General features: G+C 72.0%; 19 protein-coding genes. 5 read left to right on the plus strand and 14 right to left on the minus strand.

The features are described from left to right. Positions 1-132: 132 nt before the first annotated feature. The 6 genes from PKC53_RS09395 to rpsP all read right to left on the minus strand — a co-directional run bounded on the left by PKC53_RS09395 (position 133) and on the right by rpsP (position 4065). The gene (locus tag PKC53_RS09395) at positions 133-1122 is read right to left on the minus strand and encodes a CobD/CbiB family protein (RefSeq protein WP_324428216.1); all 990 of its coding nucleotides are present in this window, start codon (positions 1120-1122) and stop codon (positions 133-135) included. 38 nt (positions 1123-1160) lie between these two features. Further along, positions 1161-1892: a CoA pyrophosphatase gene (locus tag PKC53_RS09400; RefSeq protein ID WP_324428217.1), complete on the minus strand. Its 732-nt coding sequence runs from the start codon at positions 1890-1892 to the stop codon at positions 1161-1163. 65 nt (positions 1893-1957) lie between these two features. Then, positions 1958-2311 carry a 50S ribosomal protein L19 gene (gene rplS, locus PKC53_RS09405; RefSeq protein WP_324428218.1) on the minus strand — a complete coding sequence of 118 codons (354 nt, stop codon included), beginning with the start codon at positions 2309-2311 and terminating at the stop codon, positions 1958-1960. A gap of 126 nt (positions 2312-2437) precedes the next feature. Continuing rightward, positions 2438-3205, minus strand: coding sequence for a tRNA (guanosine(37)-N1)-methyltransferase TrmD (trmD, locus tag PKC53_RS09410; RefSeq protein WP_324428219.1), 768 nt, complete (start codon positions 3203-3205; stop codon positions 2438-2440). A gap of 19 nt (positions 3206-3224) precedes the next feature. Continuing rightward, complete coding sequence (rimM, locus tag PKC53_RS09415; RefSeq protein ID WP_324428220.1) at positions 3225-3785, minus strand: ribosome maturation factor RimM; 561 nt, start codon at positions 3783-3785, stop codon at positions 3225-3227. 28 nt (positions 3786-3813) lie between these two features. Then, entirely contained in the window at positions 3814-4065 is a 252-nt protein-coding gene (gene rpsP / locus PKC53_RS09420; RefSeq protein ID WP_324428221.1) for a 30S ribosomal protein S16, read from the minus strand. A 214-nt stretch (positions 4066-4279) separates the two neighbouring features. On the opposite strand from rpsP, the gene PKC53_RS09425 reads away from it, so the two are divergent. Continuing rightward, positions 4280-4816, plus strand: coding sequence for a GNAT family N-acetyltransferase (locus tag PKC53_RS09425; RefSeq protein WP_324428222.1), 537 nt, complete (start codon positions 4280-4282; stop codon positions 4814-4816). Positions 4817-4821: 5 nt separating this feature from the next. Beyond that, entirely contained in the window at positions 4822-5265 is a 444-nt protein-coding gene (locus tag PKC53_RS09430; RefSeq protein ID WP_324428279.1) for a hypothetical protein, read from the plus strand. Between the two features lie 7 nt (positions 5266-5272). On the opposite strand, the gene folK is transcribed toward PKC53_RS09430, so the two are convergent. The 7 genes from folK to murJ form a co-directional block, all read right to left on the minus strand. Continuing rightward, complete coding sequence (gene folK, locus PKC53_RS09435; protein ID WP_324428223.1) at positions 5273-5752, minus strand: 2-amino-4-hydroxy-6-hydroxymethyldihydropteridine diphosphokinase; 480 nt, start codon at positions 5750-5752, stop codon at positions 5273-5275. After that, positions 5749-7326 (minus strand): polynucleotide adenylyltransferase PcnB, encoded by a 1578-nt coding sequence (pcnB, locus tag PKC53_RS09440; RefSeq protein WP_324428224.1) that lies wholly within the window; start codon positions 7324-7326, stop codon positions 5749-5751. The genes folK and pcnB overlap by 4 nt, the downstream gene beginning before the upstream one ends. Continuing rightward, positions 7323-7991, minus strand: a complete 669-nt coding sequence (locus tag PKC53_RS09445; RefSeq protein ID WP_324428225.1) for an HAD family hydrolase — start codon at positions 7989-7991, stop codon at positions 7323-7325. Before PKC53_RS09445 ends, pcnB begins: the two co-directional genes overlap by 4 nt. Then, complete coding sequence (hda, locus tag PKC53_RS09450; RefSeq protein WP_324428226.1) at positions 7988-8668, minus strand: DnaA regulatory inactivator Hda; 681 nt, start codon at positions 8666-8668, stop codon at positions 7988-7990. The genes PKC53_RS09445 and hda overlap by 4 nt, the downstream gene beginning before the upstream one ends. A 14-nt stretch (positions 8669-8682) precedes the next feature. After that, positions 8683-9744, minus strand: coding sequence for an AI-2E family transporter (locus tag PKC53_RS09455; RefSeq protein WP_324428227.1), 1062 nt, complete (start codon positions 9742-9744; stop codon positions 8683-8685). A 124-nt stretch (positions 9745-9868) separates the two neighbouring features. Then, the gene (locus PKC53_RS09460; protein WP_324428228.1) at positions 9869-10735 is read right to left on the minus strand and encodes a tetratricopeptide repeat protein; all 867 of its coding nucleotides are present in this window, start codon (positions 10733-10735) and stop codon (positions 9869-9871) included. Between the two features lie 32 nt (positions 10736-10767). Continuing rightward, positions 10768-12324, minus strand: a complete 1557-nt coding sequence (gene murJ, locus PKC53_RS09465) for a murein biosynthesis integral membrane protein MurJ (RefSeq protein WP_324428229.1) — start codon at positions 12322-12324, stop codon at positions 10768-10770. Positions 12325-12484: 160 nt separating this feature from the next. Between murJ and rpsT the strand changes: the two genes are divergently transcribed. Further along, entirely contained in the window at positions 12485-12790 is a 306-nt protein-coding gene (rpsT, locus tag PKC53_RS09470; RefSeq protein WP_324428230.1) for a 30S ribosomal protein S20, read from the plus strand. A 67-nt stretch (positions 12791-12857) separates the two neighbouring features. Here rpsT and PKC53_RS09475 read toward each other — a convergent pair whose 3' ends face one another. Next, complete coding sequence (locus tag PKC53_RS09475; RefSeq protein WP_324428231.1) at positions 12858-13187, minus strand: DUF3579 domain-containing protein; 330 nt, start codon at positions 13185-13187, stop codon at positions 12858-12860. A 193-nt stretch (positions 13188-13380) separates the two neighbouring features. Between PKC53_RS09475 and PKC53_RS09480 the strand changes: the two genes are divergently transcribed. Together PKC53_RS09480 and argF are read left to right on the plus strand one after the other, a co-directional pair. Further along, positions 13381-14568 carry an aspartate aminotransferase family protein gene (locus PKC53_RS09480; protein WP_324428232.1) on the plus strand — a complete coding sequence of 396 codons (1188 nt, stop codon included), beginning with the start codon at positions 13381-13383 and terminating at the stop codon, positions 14566-14568. Then, positions 14565-15497, plus strand: coding sequence for an ornithine carbamoyltransferase (gene argF / locus PKC53_RS09485; protein ID WP_324428233.1), 933 nt, complete (start codon positions 14565-14567; stop codon positions 15495-15497). The genes PKC53_RS09480 and argF overlap by 4 nt, the downstream gene beginning before the upstream one ends. Positions 15498-15517: the final 20 nt, after the last annotated feature.

Genomic DNA, 15517 nt, shown 5'->3' on the forward strand with positions numbered 1-15517 from the left:
CCCCTTCGGCCCGTCCAAGCCCGCGCAGGCGGGCTCGGAGCCGCGGGCCTCAGCCTTGCAGGCCGCGGCCTCGCAGAGCTCGGCCCCTTCGGCCCGTCCAAGCCCGCGCAGGCGGGCTCGGAGCCGCGGGCCTCAGCCCAGCAGGTTGGCGAGGGTCAGCAGCGCGAGCAGCAGCAGCCACAGCACCACCGAGCGCCAGACCAGCGCGACGACGCTTTGCAGGTGGGCGAGCTGCGGCGACATGCCGGGGGTCGAGCCGGCCGCGCCCTCGGCTTCGGCGCCGGCGCCACGCGTGAAGGTCTTTGAACGGTCGGGTGTGACGCCCGGCGCGGCGCTGCCGCCGAGCTGGACCCCCACCGCACCGGCAGCGGCCGCGAGGATGATTCCCTCGTTGTGGTGCGCCCACAGGCCCGCGTCGCGGCGCCAGCCACCCACCGCCTCCTCGAAGTTGCCGACCACCGCGAAGCCGAAGGCGGTCAGCCGCGCCGGCACATGGTCGATCCAGCTGAACAGCTGCTGCGACAGCGCCTTGAGCTGTTCGTTGACCGGAACATCGAGGGTGCGGCTGCGAAATGCCCAGTAGCGGCTCGCGAACTCGGCCATGCGGTAGAGCACCGCGCCGATCGGCCCCAACCCAAGCGCCGACAGCAGCACGAACCAGAAGAACACGCCGAACACGTGCCGATGTGCGGCCAGCAGCGCGTGCTCCAGCACGTGGCGCAGCAACTCGGCGCGCGGCAGCTCGCTGGCATCCAGGTGCCGCCACTCGGCCAGCAGCGCGCGCGCCGCGGCTTCGTCGCCGCGTTCGAGGTGGTCACGAATGCCGCTGAAGTAGTGGCTGAAAGGCCGGAATCCGAGCGTCACGTACAGCACCGCGACGTCCAGCGCCAGCGTGGCCAGCGAACCGAACGGCCGCAGGGCCAGGTGCGCCACCAGCACCAGCAGCGCCGGCGCGCAGACCGCGATCACCCACACCAGCACCGTGTGGTGCCTGCGGCCGGCGTCGAAGTTGCGCCCGGTCCAGCCGACCCAGGCGATCAGCGCGTGGTGCACCCGGTTGTCGCGCGGCAGCGGCTTGAGCTGCTCGAGCACGAGGGCCAGCACGACGGCAAAGAAGCTCATCCGCGTCGATGATAGCGGCGCGCCTCGCACCGCCCGCGCTAGTCGGCGAGGAAGCGGTACAGGTTGCGCAGCATCGCCGCCGTGGCGCCCCAGATGAAGTAGTGCCGTTCGCCGCCCGGTGGCAGCCACGGCATCGACAGGAACTGGCGGCGCACACCGGCAAGCTCGAAGGCGTGGCGGCGGTGGTGAGCCGGCGTCATCAGGAACGACAGCGGCACCTCGAACACCTCGGCGACCTCGAACGGATCCGGCGCCAGCGCGAAGCCCGGGCGAATCAGCGCGACGACCGGAGTCACCTGGTAGCCGGTGATCGTCGTGTACACCGGCAGGCGGCCGACCACCTCGACCTGGGTGCGCGCCAGGCCGACCTCTTCCTCGGCCTCGCGCAGCGCCGCGGCGACGGCGTCGGCGTCGGCCCGCTCCTGCCGCCCGCCGGGAAAGCTGATCTGGCCCGCGTGGTCACGCAGGTGGTCGGTGCGCCGGGTCAGCAGCACCGACAGGCCATGGTCGTGTTCCACCAGCGGCACGAGCACCGCCGCCGGCGACGGCGCGTGCGTGAGTAACTCGCGTGCGTCACCGGCGAGCTCGGGCTGCCAGTCGCGCGGCGCGGCGAAGCGCTCGCGCAGCGCCGACGGCAGCAGGCGCTGGGCCGGCACCGGCGCCAGATGCGCGTCGGTGCCGACGACCGGCACCGACTCGGGATCGAGGATGCGCGCAAACGCAGCGCCGCGCGGCCCCGGCGCGCGCGATCCTTCGTCGTGGCCGGACATGCTGGGAACGCCCGCGCGTGAATCCATAGCCGCGTGGGCGAGGCGGCCGAGGGCCCGGCCCGGGGTCAGGCCAGCTTTTCCTTGATGCGCGCCGACTTGCCGCTGCGCTCGCGCAGGTAGTACAGCTTGGCGCGACGCACGTCCCCGCGGCGCTTGACCTCGATGCCGGCGATCAGCGGGCTGTACAGCTGGAACGTGCGCTCGACGCCCTCGCCGCTGGAGATCTTGCGCACGATGAAGCTGCTGTTCAGCCCGCGGTTGCGCTTGGCGATCACCACGCCTTCGTAGGCCTGCACGCGCTTGCGTGTGCCTTCGACGACGTTGACGCTGACCACCACCGTGTCGCCGGGGGCGAAGGCGGGGATGGTCTTGTTCAGGCGAGCGATTTCTTCCTGCTCGAGGGTGGCGATCAGATCCATGGGTTCTCCGAGACGATCGTGCGGGCGCGGTGGGGAAGTAAGGTGGCGGTCATCGCGCCGGCGCCGGTGGCTGCCGGCAGGCGCTGGCCGCGGTAGTCGCCCCGCAGAGGATCGGAAAGCCTGCCATTATAGGCCGACAGACGCGAGAAAGCGCTCGTCGTCGGCGTCGAGGTGCCCCTGCGCTCGGGCGGCGGCGATCAGGTCCGGCCGGCGGCGCGCCGTCAGTTCGAGCGCGCGTTCGCGCCGCCAGCGTGCGACGCGGGCATGGTGGCCCGACAGCAGCACTTCGGGCACAACGCGGTCACCCTGGTCGGTGTGCAGCACCTCGGGACGCGTGTACTGCGGCCCTTCGAGCAGTCCCCCTTCGACGTCGAAGCTGTCTTGCACGTGCGACCGTGCGTCGTGCAGCACGCCAGGCTGCAGCCGGGCGACGGCGTCGAGCAGCGCGAGCGCCGGCAACTCGCCGCCCGACAGCACGAAGTCGCCCAGGCTGATCTCGAGGTCGACCTCGGCGTCGACGAAGCGCTGGTCGACGCCTTCGTAGCGGCCGCACAGCAGCACCGCACCGGGTCCGTCAGCGAGGCAGCGCACCAGCGCCTGGTCGAGCCGGCGTCCGGTGGGCGTGAAGTGCACCAGCGGCGCCGGGGCGGCCTCGCCGCGGTCGGCGCGCACGTCGGCCAGCGCCCGCAGCAGGGGCACGGCGCGCATGACCATGCCGGGCCCGCCGCCGAACGGGCGGTCGTCGACACGGCGGTACCGCCCTTCGCCGTAGTCGCGCAATGGCCACAACCGCACCTGCACCGGCCCGCCGGCATCGAAGGCGCGACGCGTAACGCCCAGCGACAGATGCGGCGCGAACAATTGAGGAAACAGCGTGATGACGTCGAAGCGCATGCGGCGCGCGATCGCAACGTCAGAAGTCGCCCGACCAGTCGACACCGATGCGCCGCGCGACCAGGTCGACGTCGTCGACGTAGGCGGCGACGAACGGGATCAGGCGCTCGTCGGCGTCCGGTGCGTCCGGACGCACCTGCAGCACCGCGTGGGGTCCGAGGTCCATCAGCCCGTCGACCCGACCCAGGTCGACGCCCTCGCGGTTGACCACGCGGCAGCCGATCAGATCGACCCAGTAGTACTCGCCGGCGCCGGGTTTCGGGAAGCTGGCACGCGAAACGAACACCCGTGCGCCGCGCAATGCCTGCGCGGCATCGCGGTCGCCGATGCCTTCAGCGCCGGCGACGATCGCGTCACCCTGTGCGCGCGCCGACGTGATGCGCAGCTGCGGCACGGTCGCCGCGCCGGGCCCTTCGGCGGGGCGCAGGAACCAGCGCCGACACGACAGCAGCACCTGCGGGGTGGCGGCGTGCGGCTGCACGCGCAGTGCCCCTTTCACGCCCCACGCACCGGCGATGCGGCCGACCTCGACCGCATCGCTCGGAAAGCCATCGCTGCCCGCGTCGTGCGGCACGTCCATCGTGCGCGGACCGCGGGCGCGCCGGCTGTCAGGCGGCGCTGGCCTTGGCCTGTTCGACCAGGCGCGCCACCGTGGGCGACAGCTGCGCGCCGACACCGGTCCAGTAACCGATGCGGTCCATCGCCACGCGCAGCCCCTGTTCGCCACCGGCGGCCACCGGGTTGTAGAAGCCCACGCGCTCGATGAAGCGGCCGTCGCGGCGCGAGCGTGCGTCGGCGACGACGATGTTGAAGAACGGGCGCTTCTTCGCGCCGCCACGTGCCAGTCGGATGACGACCATGTGAGTTGACCTCGATGCGTTCGATGCGTCCGCCGCGCCAGGAGACACGCAGGCCAGGCGGATCTGACCGCGAGCGGCGCACAGCCGGCACGCGGAGGGCTACGGTGTCGTAGATACGCCGCCGCTGCCGCTCGATGTCACTCTCGCGAAGGCGTGGCCGCCACCGAAACCGCTCATTATAAACTCGCGCGCCTTGCCGACACCTGCACCGCCGATGCCTGCCCTCTTGATCCGTCCCAGCGTCGACGGCGACGTCGACGCGATCGCGGCCATCTACGCGCACCACGTGCTCCACGGCAGCGGCACCTTCGAGACCGAGGCGCCCGACCCGATCGAAATGCGGCGACGCCGCGACGACGTGCACGCCAAGGGGCTGCCGTGGCTGGTTGCCGACGATGGCGGCGTGGTCGTCGGCTACGCGTACGCCAACCACTTCCGCCCGCGCCACGCCTACCGCTATTGCCTCGAAGACTCGATCTACCTTCGTCCCGACGCCGCGGGGCGCGGCGTCGGGCGAGCCCTGCTCGCCGAGCTGATCGCGCGGTGCACCGCAGCCGGAGCGCGGCAGGTGCTGGCGTTGATCGGCGATAGCGCCAATCTGGCGTCGATCGGACTGCACCGCGCCTGCGGCTTCGTGTCCTGCGGCCGGATCGACGCCGCGGGCTGGAAGTTCGGCCGCTGGATCGACGTCGTGCTGATGCAGCGCCCGCTCGGCGACGGTGCGCGCAGCCACCCGGGCGAGGCCGCGTGAGCGAGGTGACGCACCGCCGCTCGAAGACGCTGGCGACCTGGGTCGCGGTGGTCGGCGGCACCCTGGGCCTGCACCGCTTCTACCTGTACGGGTTCCGAGACGTGCTCGGCTGGCTGCATCCGCTGCCCACGCTGCTCGGGTTGTGGGGCCTCGAACGCGTCGAGGTCTTCGGCCACGACGACCGCGTCGCCTGGCTGCTGCTGCCGCTGCTCGGGCTGATGGTGTCGCTGGCGATGCTCAGCGCGATCGTCTACGGCCTGACACCCGACGAGAAGTGGGCGGCGCGCCACCACCCCGGCGAGCCGCCACAGCGCACCGGCTGGGGCCCGGTGCTCGGTGTGATTGTCGCGCTGATGGTCGGCGCGGCGGCGCTGATGAGCACGATCGCGTTCGGCGGCCAGCGCTTCTTCGAGTGGCAGGCCGAGCAGGCACGCTCGATCGCCCGCTGATCCACCCTCATCCGGGCAGACGTTCGACGTCCTGCCCGGACACGGCCGCCAGCAGCGTGCGTGCCGCGCCGCGCCCGGGCACCTCGGCGTCGGGCCAGACGTCGACCAGCGGCGCGAGCACGAACGCACGACGGTGCATGCGCGGGTGCGGCACCTGCAGGCCCGGCTCGTCGATCACCGCGCGTCCGTACAGCAGCAGGTCGAGGTCGAGCCGGCGCGGCGCGTTGCGGTACGGCCGCTCACGACCGTGCGCCTGCTCGACCGCGTGCAGTTGCCCGAGCAGTTGCGAAGCCGGCAGCGTGGTCTCGACGACCGCGACCGCGTTGGCGTAGTCGGGGCCGTCGGCGTCCTGCGGCGCGCTGCGGTATGTCGGCGACAGGCGCAGGCCGGCGACGCCGGGCAGCCGCGCGATCGCGTCGGCCGCGGCGAGCAGCGTGGCGCGTGCGTCGCCGAGGTTCGCCCCCAGCCCGATCGCCGCGCGCGTCATCGCACCGGCGTCGTCCCACCGCCGGCGGCGTCGGGCTGCCCTGCTTGTCCTCCGGCGGCCGGCTTGCGGCGTCGACGGCGACGACGCTTCGGTGCCGCAGCGGCGTCGCTGCCGCACTCGGGCGCGTCGGCCGGCGCATGGGCCACCGGCGCGTTCGACGTCGCCGGCTTCGACCGCGCGGCACGACGCGGTGCACCGCGCACCGCTGCCAGCAGCGCCTCGCGCTCCTCGACCGTCCCCAGCGCATAGTCCTCCCACCACTCGGCCAGTTCGGCGTCGACCTCGCCGACGTCGGCGCGCAGGCGCAGGAAGTCGTAGCCCGCGCGAAAGCGCGGCTGCTCGACCAGCGACGCCGCGGTGTTGGCCGCGCGGCGCTCGAAGCGCGGCTGCATCATCCAGACCTCGCGCATGTCGGCGGCCAGCTTGCCGCGGCCGGACACGTCGCCGATGCGCGCGTCGAACACCGCGTCGATGGCCTGCTGCAGGGCAGGCACCGGGTGCTCGCCTTCGGTGCGCCGCTGCGCCCAGCGCGCCTGCACGTCGTGCCACAGCAAGCACGCGAGCAGGAAGCTGGGCGCCACCGCGCGGCCCTCGGCGACGCGCCGGTCGGTGTCTTCGAGCGCGAGGCGGATGAACGCCTGACGGCGCTCGTGCGCCTGGTCGAGCAGCGCGGCGTCGAGGATCGGGAACACGCCGGGCACCAGGCCGTGGCGGCGCAGTTCCTCGACGCTGCGCAGCGCGTGGCCGGTCTGCAGCAGCTTGAACATCTCGTCGAACAGCCGCGACGCCGGCACACCGGCCAGCAGCGGCACCATGCCGGCGATCGGCGCGCGCGTGCGCGGCTCGATCTCGAAGCCCAGCTTGGCCGCGAAACGCACGACGCGCACGATGCGCACCGGGTCCTCGCGGTAGCGCTGCGCCGCGTCGCCGATCATTCGCAGCACGCGCTGGCGCACGTCGGCCAGGCCGCCGTGGTAGTCGACGACGATCTGCGTCGTCGGGTCGTAGTACATCGCGTTGATCGTGAAGTCGCGCCGCGCCGCGTCCTCGACCTGCGGGCCCCAGACGTTGTCGCGCAGCACGCGCCCGCTGGCGTCGACCGCGTGGTGCTTGTCGGCCAGCGCCGCCCGCGAGGTCTTCTCGCCGCCCTCGAGCGCCTCGGCGACGGCGGGGTCGAGGTACGCGCGAAAGGTCGAGACCTCGATCACCTCGTGGTCGCGGCCGCGGCCGAAGATCACGTGCACGATGCGGAAGCGCCGCCCGATGATGAAGGCGCGGCGAAACAGCGCCTTGACCTGCTCGGGCGTCGCGTCGGTGGCGACGTCGAAGTCCTTCGGCCGCACGCCGATCAGCAGGTCGCGCACCGCGCCGCCGACGATGTACGCCGCGTGGCCGGCGTCCTGCAGCGCGCGCACCACCTTCAGCGCGCGCTCGTCGACCAGGTGCGGGTCGATGCCGTGCTCCGCCGCCGGCACTTCGACGCGGCGGCCGAGCGGGATCACCGGCGCCGGTGGGTCGGCCGGCGTCGCGGGCGCGCGCTTGCCGAGCAGCTTGTCGATGAATTTCTTGATCATGCGAAGAGGTTCAGGACGTGCCAGCCGCGTTCCTGCGCGATCGCGGCCAGCGCCGGCGTCGGGTTGGTGGCCACCGGGCGGCTGGCGCGCTCGAGCAGCGGCAGGTCGTTGGTGGAGTCGCTGTAGAAGCTGACCTCGTCGAACTCGCCCCAGCGGCGGCCCAGTCCGGCGAGCCAGTCGTCGACGCGGCGCACCTTGCCTTCGCGAAACGACGGGACGCCGCGCACGCGCCCGGTGACGGCGCCCGTGGCGTCGCGTTCGAGTTCGACGGCGATCAGGTGCTCGACGCCGAACGCGGCGGCGATCGGTGCGGTGACGAACTCGTTGGTCGCGGTGACGATGGCGATCAGGTCGCCTGCGTCGCGGTGCCGGCGCACCAGCGCAAGCGCAGCGTCGTGCAGTTGCGGCGCGACGACCTCCTGCATGAAGCGCTCGCGCGCCGCCAGCGACTCGTCCGGCGGCCGGGCGCGCCAGGCCGAGGTCGCGAAGTCGACGTAGGCGTCGATGTCCAGGCACCCAGCGAGGTAGTCGGCGTAGAAGTTGTCGTTGCGCGCACGCCAGGCCACGCCGTCGGCCCAGCCGATGGCCACCATGAACTCGCCGAACGCGTGGTCCGAATCGACCGGCAGCAGCGTGCCATCGAGGTCGAACAGCGCCAGCCTCATCGTGGCACCTCGCCGGCGTCGGCCAGCACGCGCCGCAGCAGCGGCAGCGTGACGCCGCCGCGCTTCTCGACCCAGGCGTAGTCGTCGAGCCGGTCGAGCCAGTGCACCAGGTGCTTCATGTCGCGGCTGAACCTCGTGAGCAGGTAGTCGATGACCTCGTCACCCAGCGCGATGCCACGCTGCTGCGCGTGCCGGCGCAGCGCCGTGCGCGCCTCGGCGTCGGACAGCGGCTGCAGCGCAAACACCGGCCCCCACCCCAGGCGGGTGCGTAGGTCGTCGCGCAGCGGCAGGTCGACCGGCGGCGCGCGGCCGGCCGCGGCAACCGGCACACCCGCACCCGACGCCTCGACGAACAGCGTGAACGCGGCGTGCTGTCGTTCGGCGTCGAGCGCCTGGCAGTCGTCGATCAGCACCAGGGTCGCCGACGCACCGAGCGTCCACGGCAACGGCGACGCAGCGTCGAAACCCGTGGCGCCATCGCCGTGCGCGTCGGCCAGCGCACGCAGCAGGTGCGTCTTGCCGCAGCCCGCCGGCCCCCACAGGTACACCGGCGCCGACCGTGCACTGGGGCGTGCGAGTTGCCGCAGGACGTGCAGCGCCGCCGCGTTGGCCCCGGGCACGAAGTTCTCGAGGGTCGGACGCGGCGCGGTGCCGATCGGCAGCGGGATCTGCTTCATCGCGGGCGCCGCGCTCATCCGGTGAACAGCGGGCTGTCGACGTACAGGCGGCGCAGGCGGCGCAGCGCGACCAGCCCGACCGCGCTGACCGGCAACGCCACGAGCACGCCGACGAAGCCGAACAGGTGGCCGAACGCGAGCAGCGCGAAGATCACCGCTAGCGGGTTCAGCCCGATGCGCTCGCCGACCATGTACGGCGTGAGCAGGAAGCTCTCGACGAGCTGGCCGAGGCCGTAGACCACCGCGACGGCGGCGACGCCGTACCAGCTGGCGAACTGCAGCAGCCCGGCGAGCAGCGCCATCGCCAGCCCGAGCCCGAAACCGAGGTACGGGATGAATACCGCCAGTCCGGTGAACACGCCCACGGGCAGCGCCAAGTCGAAGCCGAACAGCGCCAGGCCGGCGCTGTAGTAGACGGCCAGGATCAGCATCACGAGCAGCTGGCCGCGCAAGTACTGGCCAAGCACCGCGTCGCACTCGTCGAGAAAGCCGATGGTGCGCTCGCGCAGGCGCGGCGGGATCAGCGCCTGCAGGCGCTGCACCAGGTGCGGCCAGTCCATCAGCAGGAAGAACAGCACGACCGGGATCAGGACGGCATTGCCGATCACGGTCAGCAGGAAGCTGCCACCGATGCGCGCCGATTCCAGCACCGTCGCGGCCCAGTCCTCGACGCGCCCCTCGAACAGGCGCGCGGCCAGGTCCTTCGCGCTCGCCGCGTCGAGGCTGAAGTCGAAGCCGTGCTGCGCCAGCCACGGCGAGACATGCTCGTTGAAGCGCGCGGCCAGCAGCGGCAACTGCTCGCGCAGCAGCGGCACCTCCTTGGTGATCACCGGCACCATCAGCAGCAGCAGCGCAAGCACCGCGACCACGGCCAGCGTCTCCACCAGCAACACCGCCAGCACGCGCGGCCAGCGCCGACGCGCCAGCGCCTCGACCAGCGGGTGAAGTGCGTAGGCCAGCACCGCACCGACGATGAACGGCATCAGCACCGGCGCGAGCAGCCACAGCAGCGCCACGGCCAAGGCGGCCAGCGCGATCCAGCTCAGGGTCTGACGGCGGAACGGGGTACGGGTCATCGGGGGCGATGCGGGCGTCGCGCCGGACGCGGCGGCCACCGGTCGGTGCACGGCGCGTGCGGCCAGGCGCACGCCGGCGCGGATTGTAGGGGCCGGCCTGCAAGCCGGGCGGGCCGTGGCCTGATCAGTGCAGCCGGGGCTGACCCAGTCGACGCAGCTCGAGCAGGCGTTCGCGCAGCGCCGTGGCGTCGTCGGCGCGCGCGCGCTGCCGCAGGTAGATCTCCAGATCGTCGGCCGCTTCGCTGTGGCGGCCCAGCTCGGCGAGCACCAGTGCGCGGTCGCGGCGCTCCTCCCAGGCCTGCGGCAGCAGCACCACCAGCCGCTGCTGCACCGCCAGCAGGCGCGGCCAATCCTCGGCGGTGCGGTGGATCTCCTTGAGGTTGCGCAGCATGCGCGCGACCACCTCGCGCGGCGGCGCTGCCTGCAGGAACAGCCCCAGCGGAACCTCGTCGTCGCCGACCAGACCGTGCTGCCGACGGTACGGCGCGAGCCGCTCGTCCAGTTCCTCGCGCGACAGCGAGCGCCCGCTGAACGGGTCGATGATCACCTCGCCGCGTGGCAGCCGCAGCTTGACCAGGAAGTGCCCGGGAAACGACACGCCACGCGCCACCAGGCCGACCTGCGTGGCCAGTTCGACGTACAGCACCGCGAGCGTGATCGGGATGCCGCGGCGGCGCGCGAGCACGTCGTTGACGTAGCTGTTGCGCGCGTCGTAGTAGTCGTTGAGGTTGCCGGCGAAGCCGAGCTCGTGGAAGAAGTAGCGGTTGAGCAGGCGCAGCCGCTGCAGCGGCGGCGCGTCGGCCGGCAGGCGGCGGCGCAAGCGCTCCGCCAGCGCGTCGACCTCGGCCAGCACGGCCTGCGGATCGAGCTGCGGGTACTCGTCCTGGGCGATCGACACGGCGGCCTCGAACAGCGCAAAGCCCTCGTCGTCGGCGACCAGGCTGGCGAAGTAGGCCAGCGGCGTCACCTCGAAGCGCATCGGCTTGCTCATCGAAGACAGTCTATGCGCGAACCCGGCCGGCGTCAGCCGCGGCGCACGAACTGCCGCAGCCGCAACCCGCCGGCGGCGAGCGCGGCGAAGTACAGCAGCGCGACCCCGCCGAGCACCAGTGCCATCGCGCCGGCACGCTGCCAGGGCTGCGCGCGCAGGCCGATCCAGTCGATGCCCTGCGCCGCCCAGACGAGGGCCAAGGTCAGCACCGCGGTGGCCCCGACGACGCGCAGCGTGAACCCCCCCCAGCCCGGCGCCGGCTGGTACAGGCCGCGTCGGCGCAGCCCGACGTACAGCCAGCCGGCGTTGACCAGCGCGCCCAACCCGATCGACAGCGCCAGGCCGGCGTGGCCGAACAGCGGCACGAACACCGCGTTCATCGCCTGCGTGGCCGCCAGCACCACCACCGCGATCTTCACCGGCGTGCGGATGTCCTGCTGCGCGTAGAACCCTGGCGCCAGCACCTTGACCGCAATCAGCCCGAGCAACCCGACGCCGTAGCCGCGCAGCGCCCACACCGTCTGCGCGACGTCGTGCGCGGAGAACCGACCGTAGTGGTAGAGCACGGCAACGAGCGCCTGCGGGAACACGATCAGCGCTGCCGCACAGGGCAACGCGAGCATCAGCACCAGACGCAGGCCCCAGTCGAGCATCCCCGAGTAGGCGCCGAGGTCGTCACGCGCCTGCGCCGCCGAAAGCTGCGGCAGCAGCACCACGCCGAGCGCGACGCCGAGCAGCGCGGTCGGGAACTCCATCAGGCGGTCGGCATAGGTGAGCCACGACACCGCGCCGACGCCCACGTGCGACGCGATCTGCGTGTTGATCAGCAACGACAGCTGCGCCACCGACACGCCCAGCAGCGCCGGTGCCATCTGCCGCAGCACACGGCGCACGCCCGGGTGGTGCCAGGCGGCACGCAGGCGCGACGGCGCCAGTCCGAAGCGCGGCACGACGCCGATGCGCCGCAGCGCCGGCCACTGCACGGCCAGCTGCAGCAGGCCACCGGCCATGACGCCGACGGCCATGGCGTGGATCGGCACCAGCCCCCAGGCGGCGAAGCGCGGGGCGAGCCACCACGCAGCGGCGATCATCGACAGGTTCAGCAGCACGGGCGTGACCGCCGGCACCGCGAAGCGCTTCCAGGTGTTGAGGATGCCCGCGCACAGCGCGACCAGCGACATGCAGGCGATGTACGGGAACATCAGCCGCGTCATCACCACCGCGTCGTCGAACTGCGACAGGCCGGCGGCCATCAGCCACACCAGCAGCGGCGCCCCGGCGACGCCGACGACCACGGTGGCCAGCAGCGCCCACAGCAGCACGGTGCCCACCGCATCGACGAGCGCGTGCGTCGCGGCGTCGCCGTCGCGCGCCCGCACGGCGGCCAGGATCGGCACGAACGCCTGCGAGAACGCCCCCTCGGCGAACAGCCGGCGCAGCAGGTTCGGGATGCGGAACGCGACGTTGAACGCGTCGGTGGCCGCGCTGGCGCCGAAGCTGGCCGCGATCAGCTGTTCGCGCACCAGGCCGGTGACGCGCGACGCCAGCGTGAGCAGGGAGACGGTGGAGGCGGCCTTGAGCAGGTTCATCGCGGGCGCCGCGGCGTTCGGGGCGGAGGCGGCGGCCGGCGCGAAGGCCGGGTGCGGCGCGCGATTATAGGAAGCGGCCCGGTCCCTGCGCCGTGCCTGCAGGCCGTTGCGGCAGTGCGTGCTAGAATGCGCGGCTTTCCACCCCGGAACCCCTTACAGCATGGCCACATCGTCCCGCGCCAAGAAGAGAACCGTCCGCATCGCGTCGGGCCGCAAGCGCGCGCGCCAGAACGTGAAGCTCAACGCGGCCAACACCGCGCTGCGTTCGAAGTTCCGCACCGTCGTGAAGAACGTGCAGAAGGCTGTCGCCGCCGGCGACAAGGCCAAGGCCACCGAATTGTTCCAGCACGCGCAGAGCGTGATCGACTCGGTGGCGGACAAGGGCATCTTCCACAAGAACAAGGCTGCCCGCCACAAGAGCCGCCTGGCCGCGAAGGTCAAGGCGCTGGCGACGGCTGCCGCCTGATCCGGACACCGGGTGGAACGACGAAGGGCCTGCACTGCAGGCCCTTCGCCATTTCGGGCACGCGGCGTCAGTCGGGTGGCTCGTCGGGCAGCAGGCAGGCCTCGACGGTCTGCAGTTCGTTGTCGCGGGCGAAGTTCAGCACGAAGTCCCACGCCATCGGCTCGACCGCGCGCAGCGCCTCGCTGACGATCACGCACTTCACGCCGTTGATGACGCGCGGCACGCACAGCGGCGAGTAGCCGATGTGCGCGCCGACGCCGGTGCGTGCGCCGCCCGGACGGAACGGCGACATGACGCCGCACAGCCGCTCGGCCCAGTCGCTGGGGCGGAAGGTGCGCCCGTCGCGGGTCACGCCCTGGATGAAGATCTGGCGGGGTTTGGCGGCGGGCAGCGGCATCGGTCGTCGGTGGCCGCAGGCCCGGCAGAGGGACGTCGCGGCGGGGCGTATTGTGCGCGCGAAGTATTGCGCTGCAGCATGGCGCGAGGCTGACGGCGTGTGCCGCGACACCGTCCTCTAGAATCGACTTCGGTCGGCACGGCATCCCGCCGGGGTGAGGTGGCCGGCCGTTGTCGTTAATGGAGCGCCGCCGATGACCGCCTCGCCGCTGATGAACACCTACGGCCGCCTGCCGATCGCGCTGTCGCACGGCCGCGGCTGCCGCGTGTGGGACACCGACGGCCGCGAGTACCTCGACGCGCTGGGCGGCATCGCGGTCAACACGCTCGGCCACGCGCACCCGCGGCTGGTGGGCGCGCTGCAGGACCAGGTCGCCAAGCTGATCCACACGTCCAACTACTACCGCGTGCCGCTGCAGGAGCAACTGGCGGCGAAGCTGGTCGAGATCTCGGGACTGACCAACGTCTTCTTCTGCAACAGCGGCCTCGAAGCCAACGAGGGCGCGCTGAAGATCGCGCGCAAGTTCGGCCACGACAAGGGCATCGATCGGCCGGAGATCGTCGTCTACGAGAAGGCCTTCCACGGCCGCTCGATCGCGACGCTGTCGGCCACCGGCAACCCCAAGGTGCAGGCCGGCTTCGGACCGCTGGTCGAGGGCTTCGTGCGCGTGCCGCTGAACGACCTCGCCGCCGTCGACGAGGTCGCGCGCTCGCGGCCGAACGTGGTCGCGGTGTTCCTCGAGACGATCCAGGGCGAAGGCGGCATCAACCCGGCGCGCTGGGAGTACCTGCAGGGCCTGCGCGCGCTGTGCGACCGCCACGACTGGCTGCTGATGCTCGACGAGGTGCAGTGCGGCATCGGCCGCACCGGCAAGTGGTTCGCGCACCAGTGGGCCGGCATCCGGCCCGACGTGATGCCGCTGGCCAAGGGCCTCGGCTCGGGCGTGCCGGTGGGTGCGATCGTCTGCGGCGAGCGCGCGGCAGGCGTGCTGCAGCCGGGCAACCACGGCACCACGTTCGGCGGCAACCCGCTGGCGATGCGCGCCGGCGTCGAGACCCTGCGCGTGATGGAAGACGACGGTCTGCTCGACAACGCCGCGTGCGTCGGCGCGGCACTGAAGGCCGGGCTCGAGCGCGGACTCGCCGGCGTGACCGGCGTCGTCGAGATCCGCGGCCAGGGGCTGATGCTCGGCATCGAGCTCGACCGCCCCTGCGGCGCGCTGCTGACGCAGGCGATGGAAGCCGGCCTGCTGATCAGCGTCACCGCCGACCGCGTGATCCGCCTGGTGCCGCCGTTGATCATGAACGCCGACGAGGCGGCGCAGGTGGTCGAGCGGCTGTGCCCGCTGATCGAGGCGTTCGTCGCGACGCCCCGGCCATGAAACCCGGCTCGACCCTGATGAAGCACTACCTGCAGTTCAAGGACCTGCGCGTCGAGGAGTACGCCTACCTGCTCGAGCGCACGCGCATCATCAAGACGCGCTTCAAGAACTACGAGAAGTACCAGCCGCTGGCGGATCGCACGCTGGCGATGATCTTCGAGAAGGCCAGCACGCGCACGCGCGTGAGCTTCGAGGCCGGCATGTACCAGATGGGCGGCTCGGTGGTGCACCTGACCACCGGCGACAGCCAGCTCGGCCGCGCCGAGCCGATCGAGGACAGCGCGCGCGTGATCAGCCGCATGGTCGACCTGGTGATGATCCGCACCTACGAGCAGGCCAAGCTCGAGCGCTTCGCGGCGTACTCGCGGGTGCCGGTGATCAACGGGCTGACGAACGAGTTCCACCCCTGCCAGATCCTCGCCGACGTCTACACCTACATCGAGCACCGCGGCCCGATCCGGGGCAAGGTCGTGGCCTGGGTCGGCGACGGCAACAACATGGCCAACACCTGGCTGCAGGCCGCCGAGATCCTGGGTTTCACGGTGCACGTCAGCACGCCGCGCGGCTACGAGGTCGACCCCGCGCTGGCCGGCATCACCGACCGCGGCTGCTACAGAGTCTTCAAGGACCCGATGGACGCCTGCCGCGACGCCCACCTGGTGACCACCGACGTGTGGACCAGCATGGGTTTCGAGGCCGAGAACGAGGCGCGGCAGAAGGCCTTCGCCGACTGGTGCGTCGACGCCGAGATGATGGCCGTCGCGCAGCCCGACGCGCTGTTCATGCACTGCCTTCCGGCCCACCGCGGCGAGGAGGTCACGGCCGAGGTCATCGACGGGGCGCAGTCGGTCGTCTGGGACGAGGCCGAGAACCGCATGCACGTGCAGAAGGCGCTGATGGAGTACCTGCTGCTCGGGCGCATCGGCTGAGCCGCGGTTCGCGGGCCTCG

This window comes from Azohydromonas sp. (assembly GCF_035325925.1).
Lineage (GTDB): Bacteria > Pseudomonadota > Gammaproteobacteria > Burkholderiales > Burkholderiaceae_C > Calidifontimicrobium.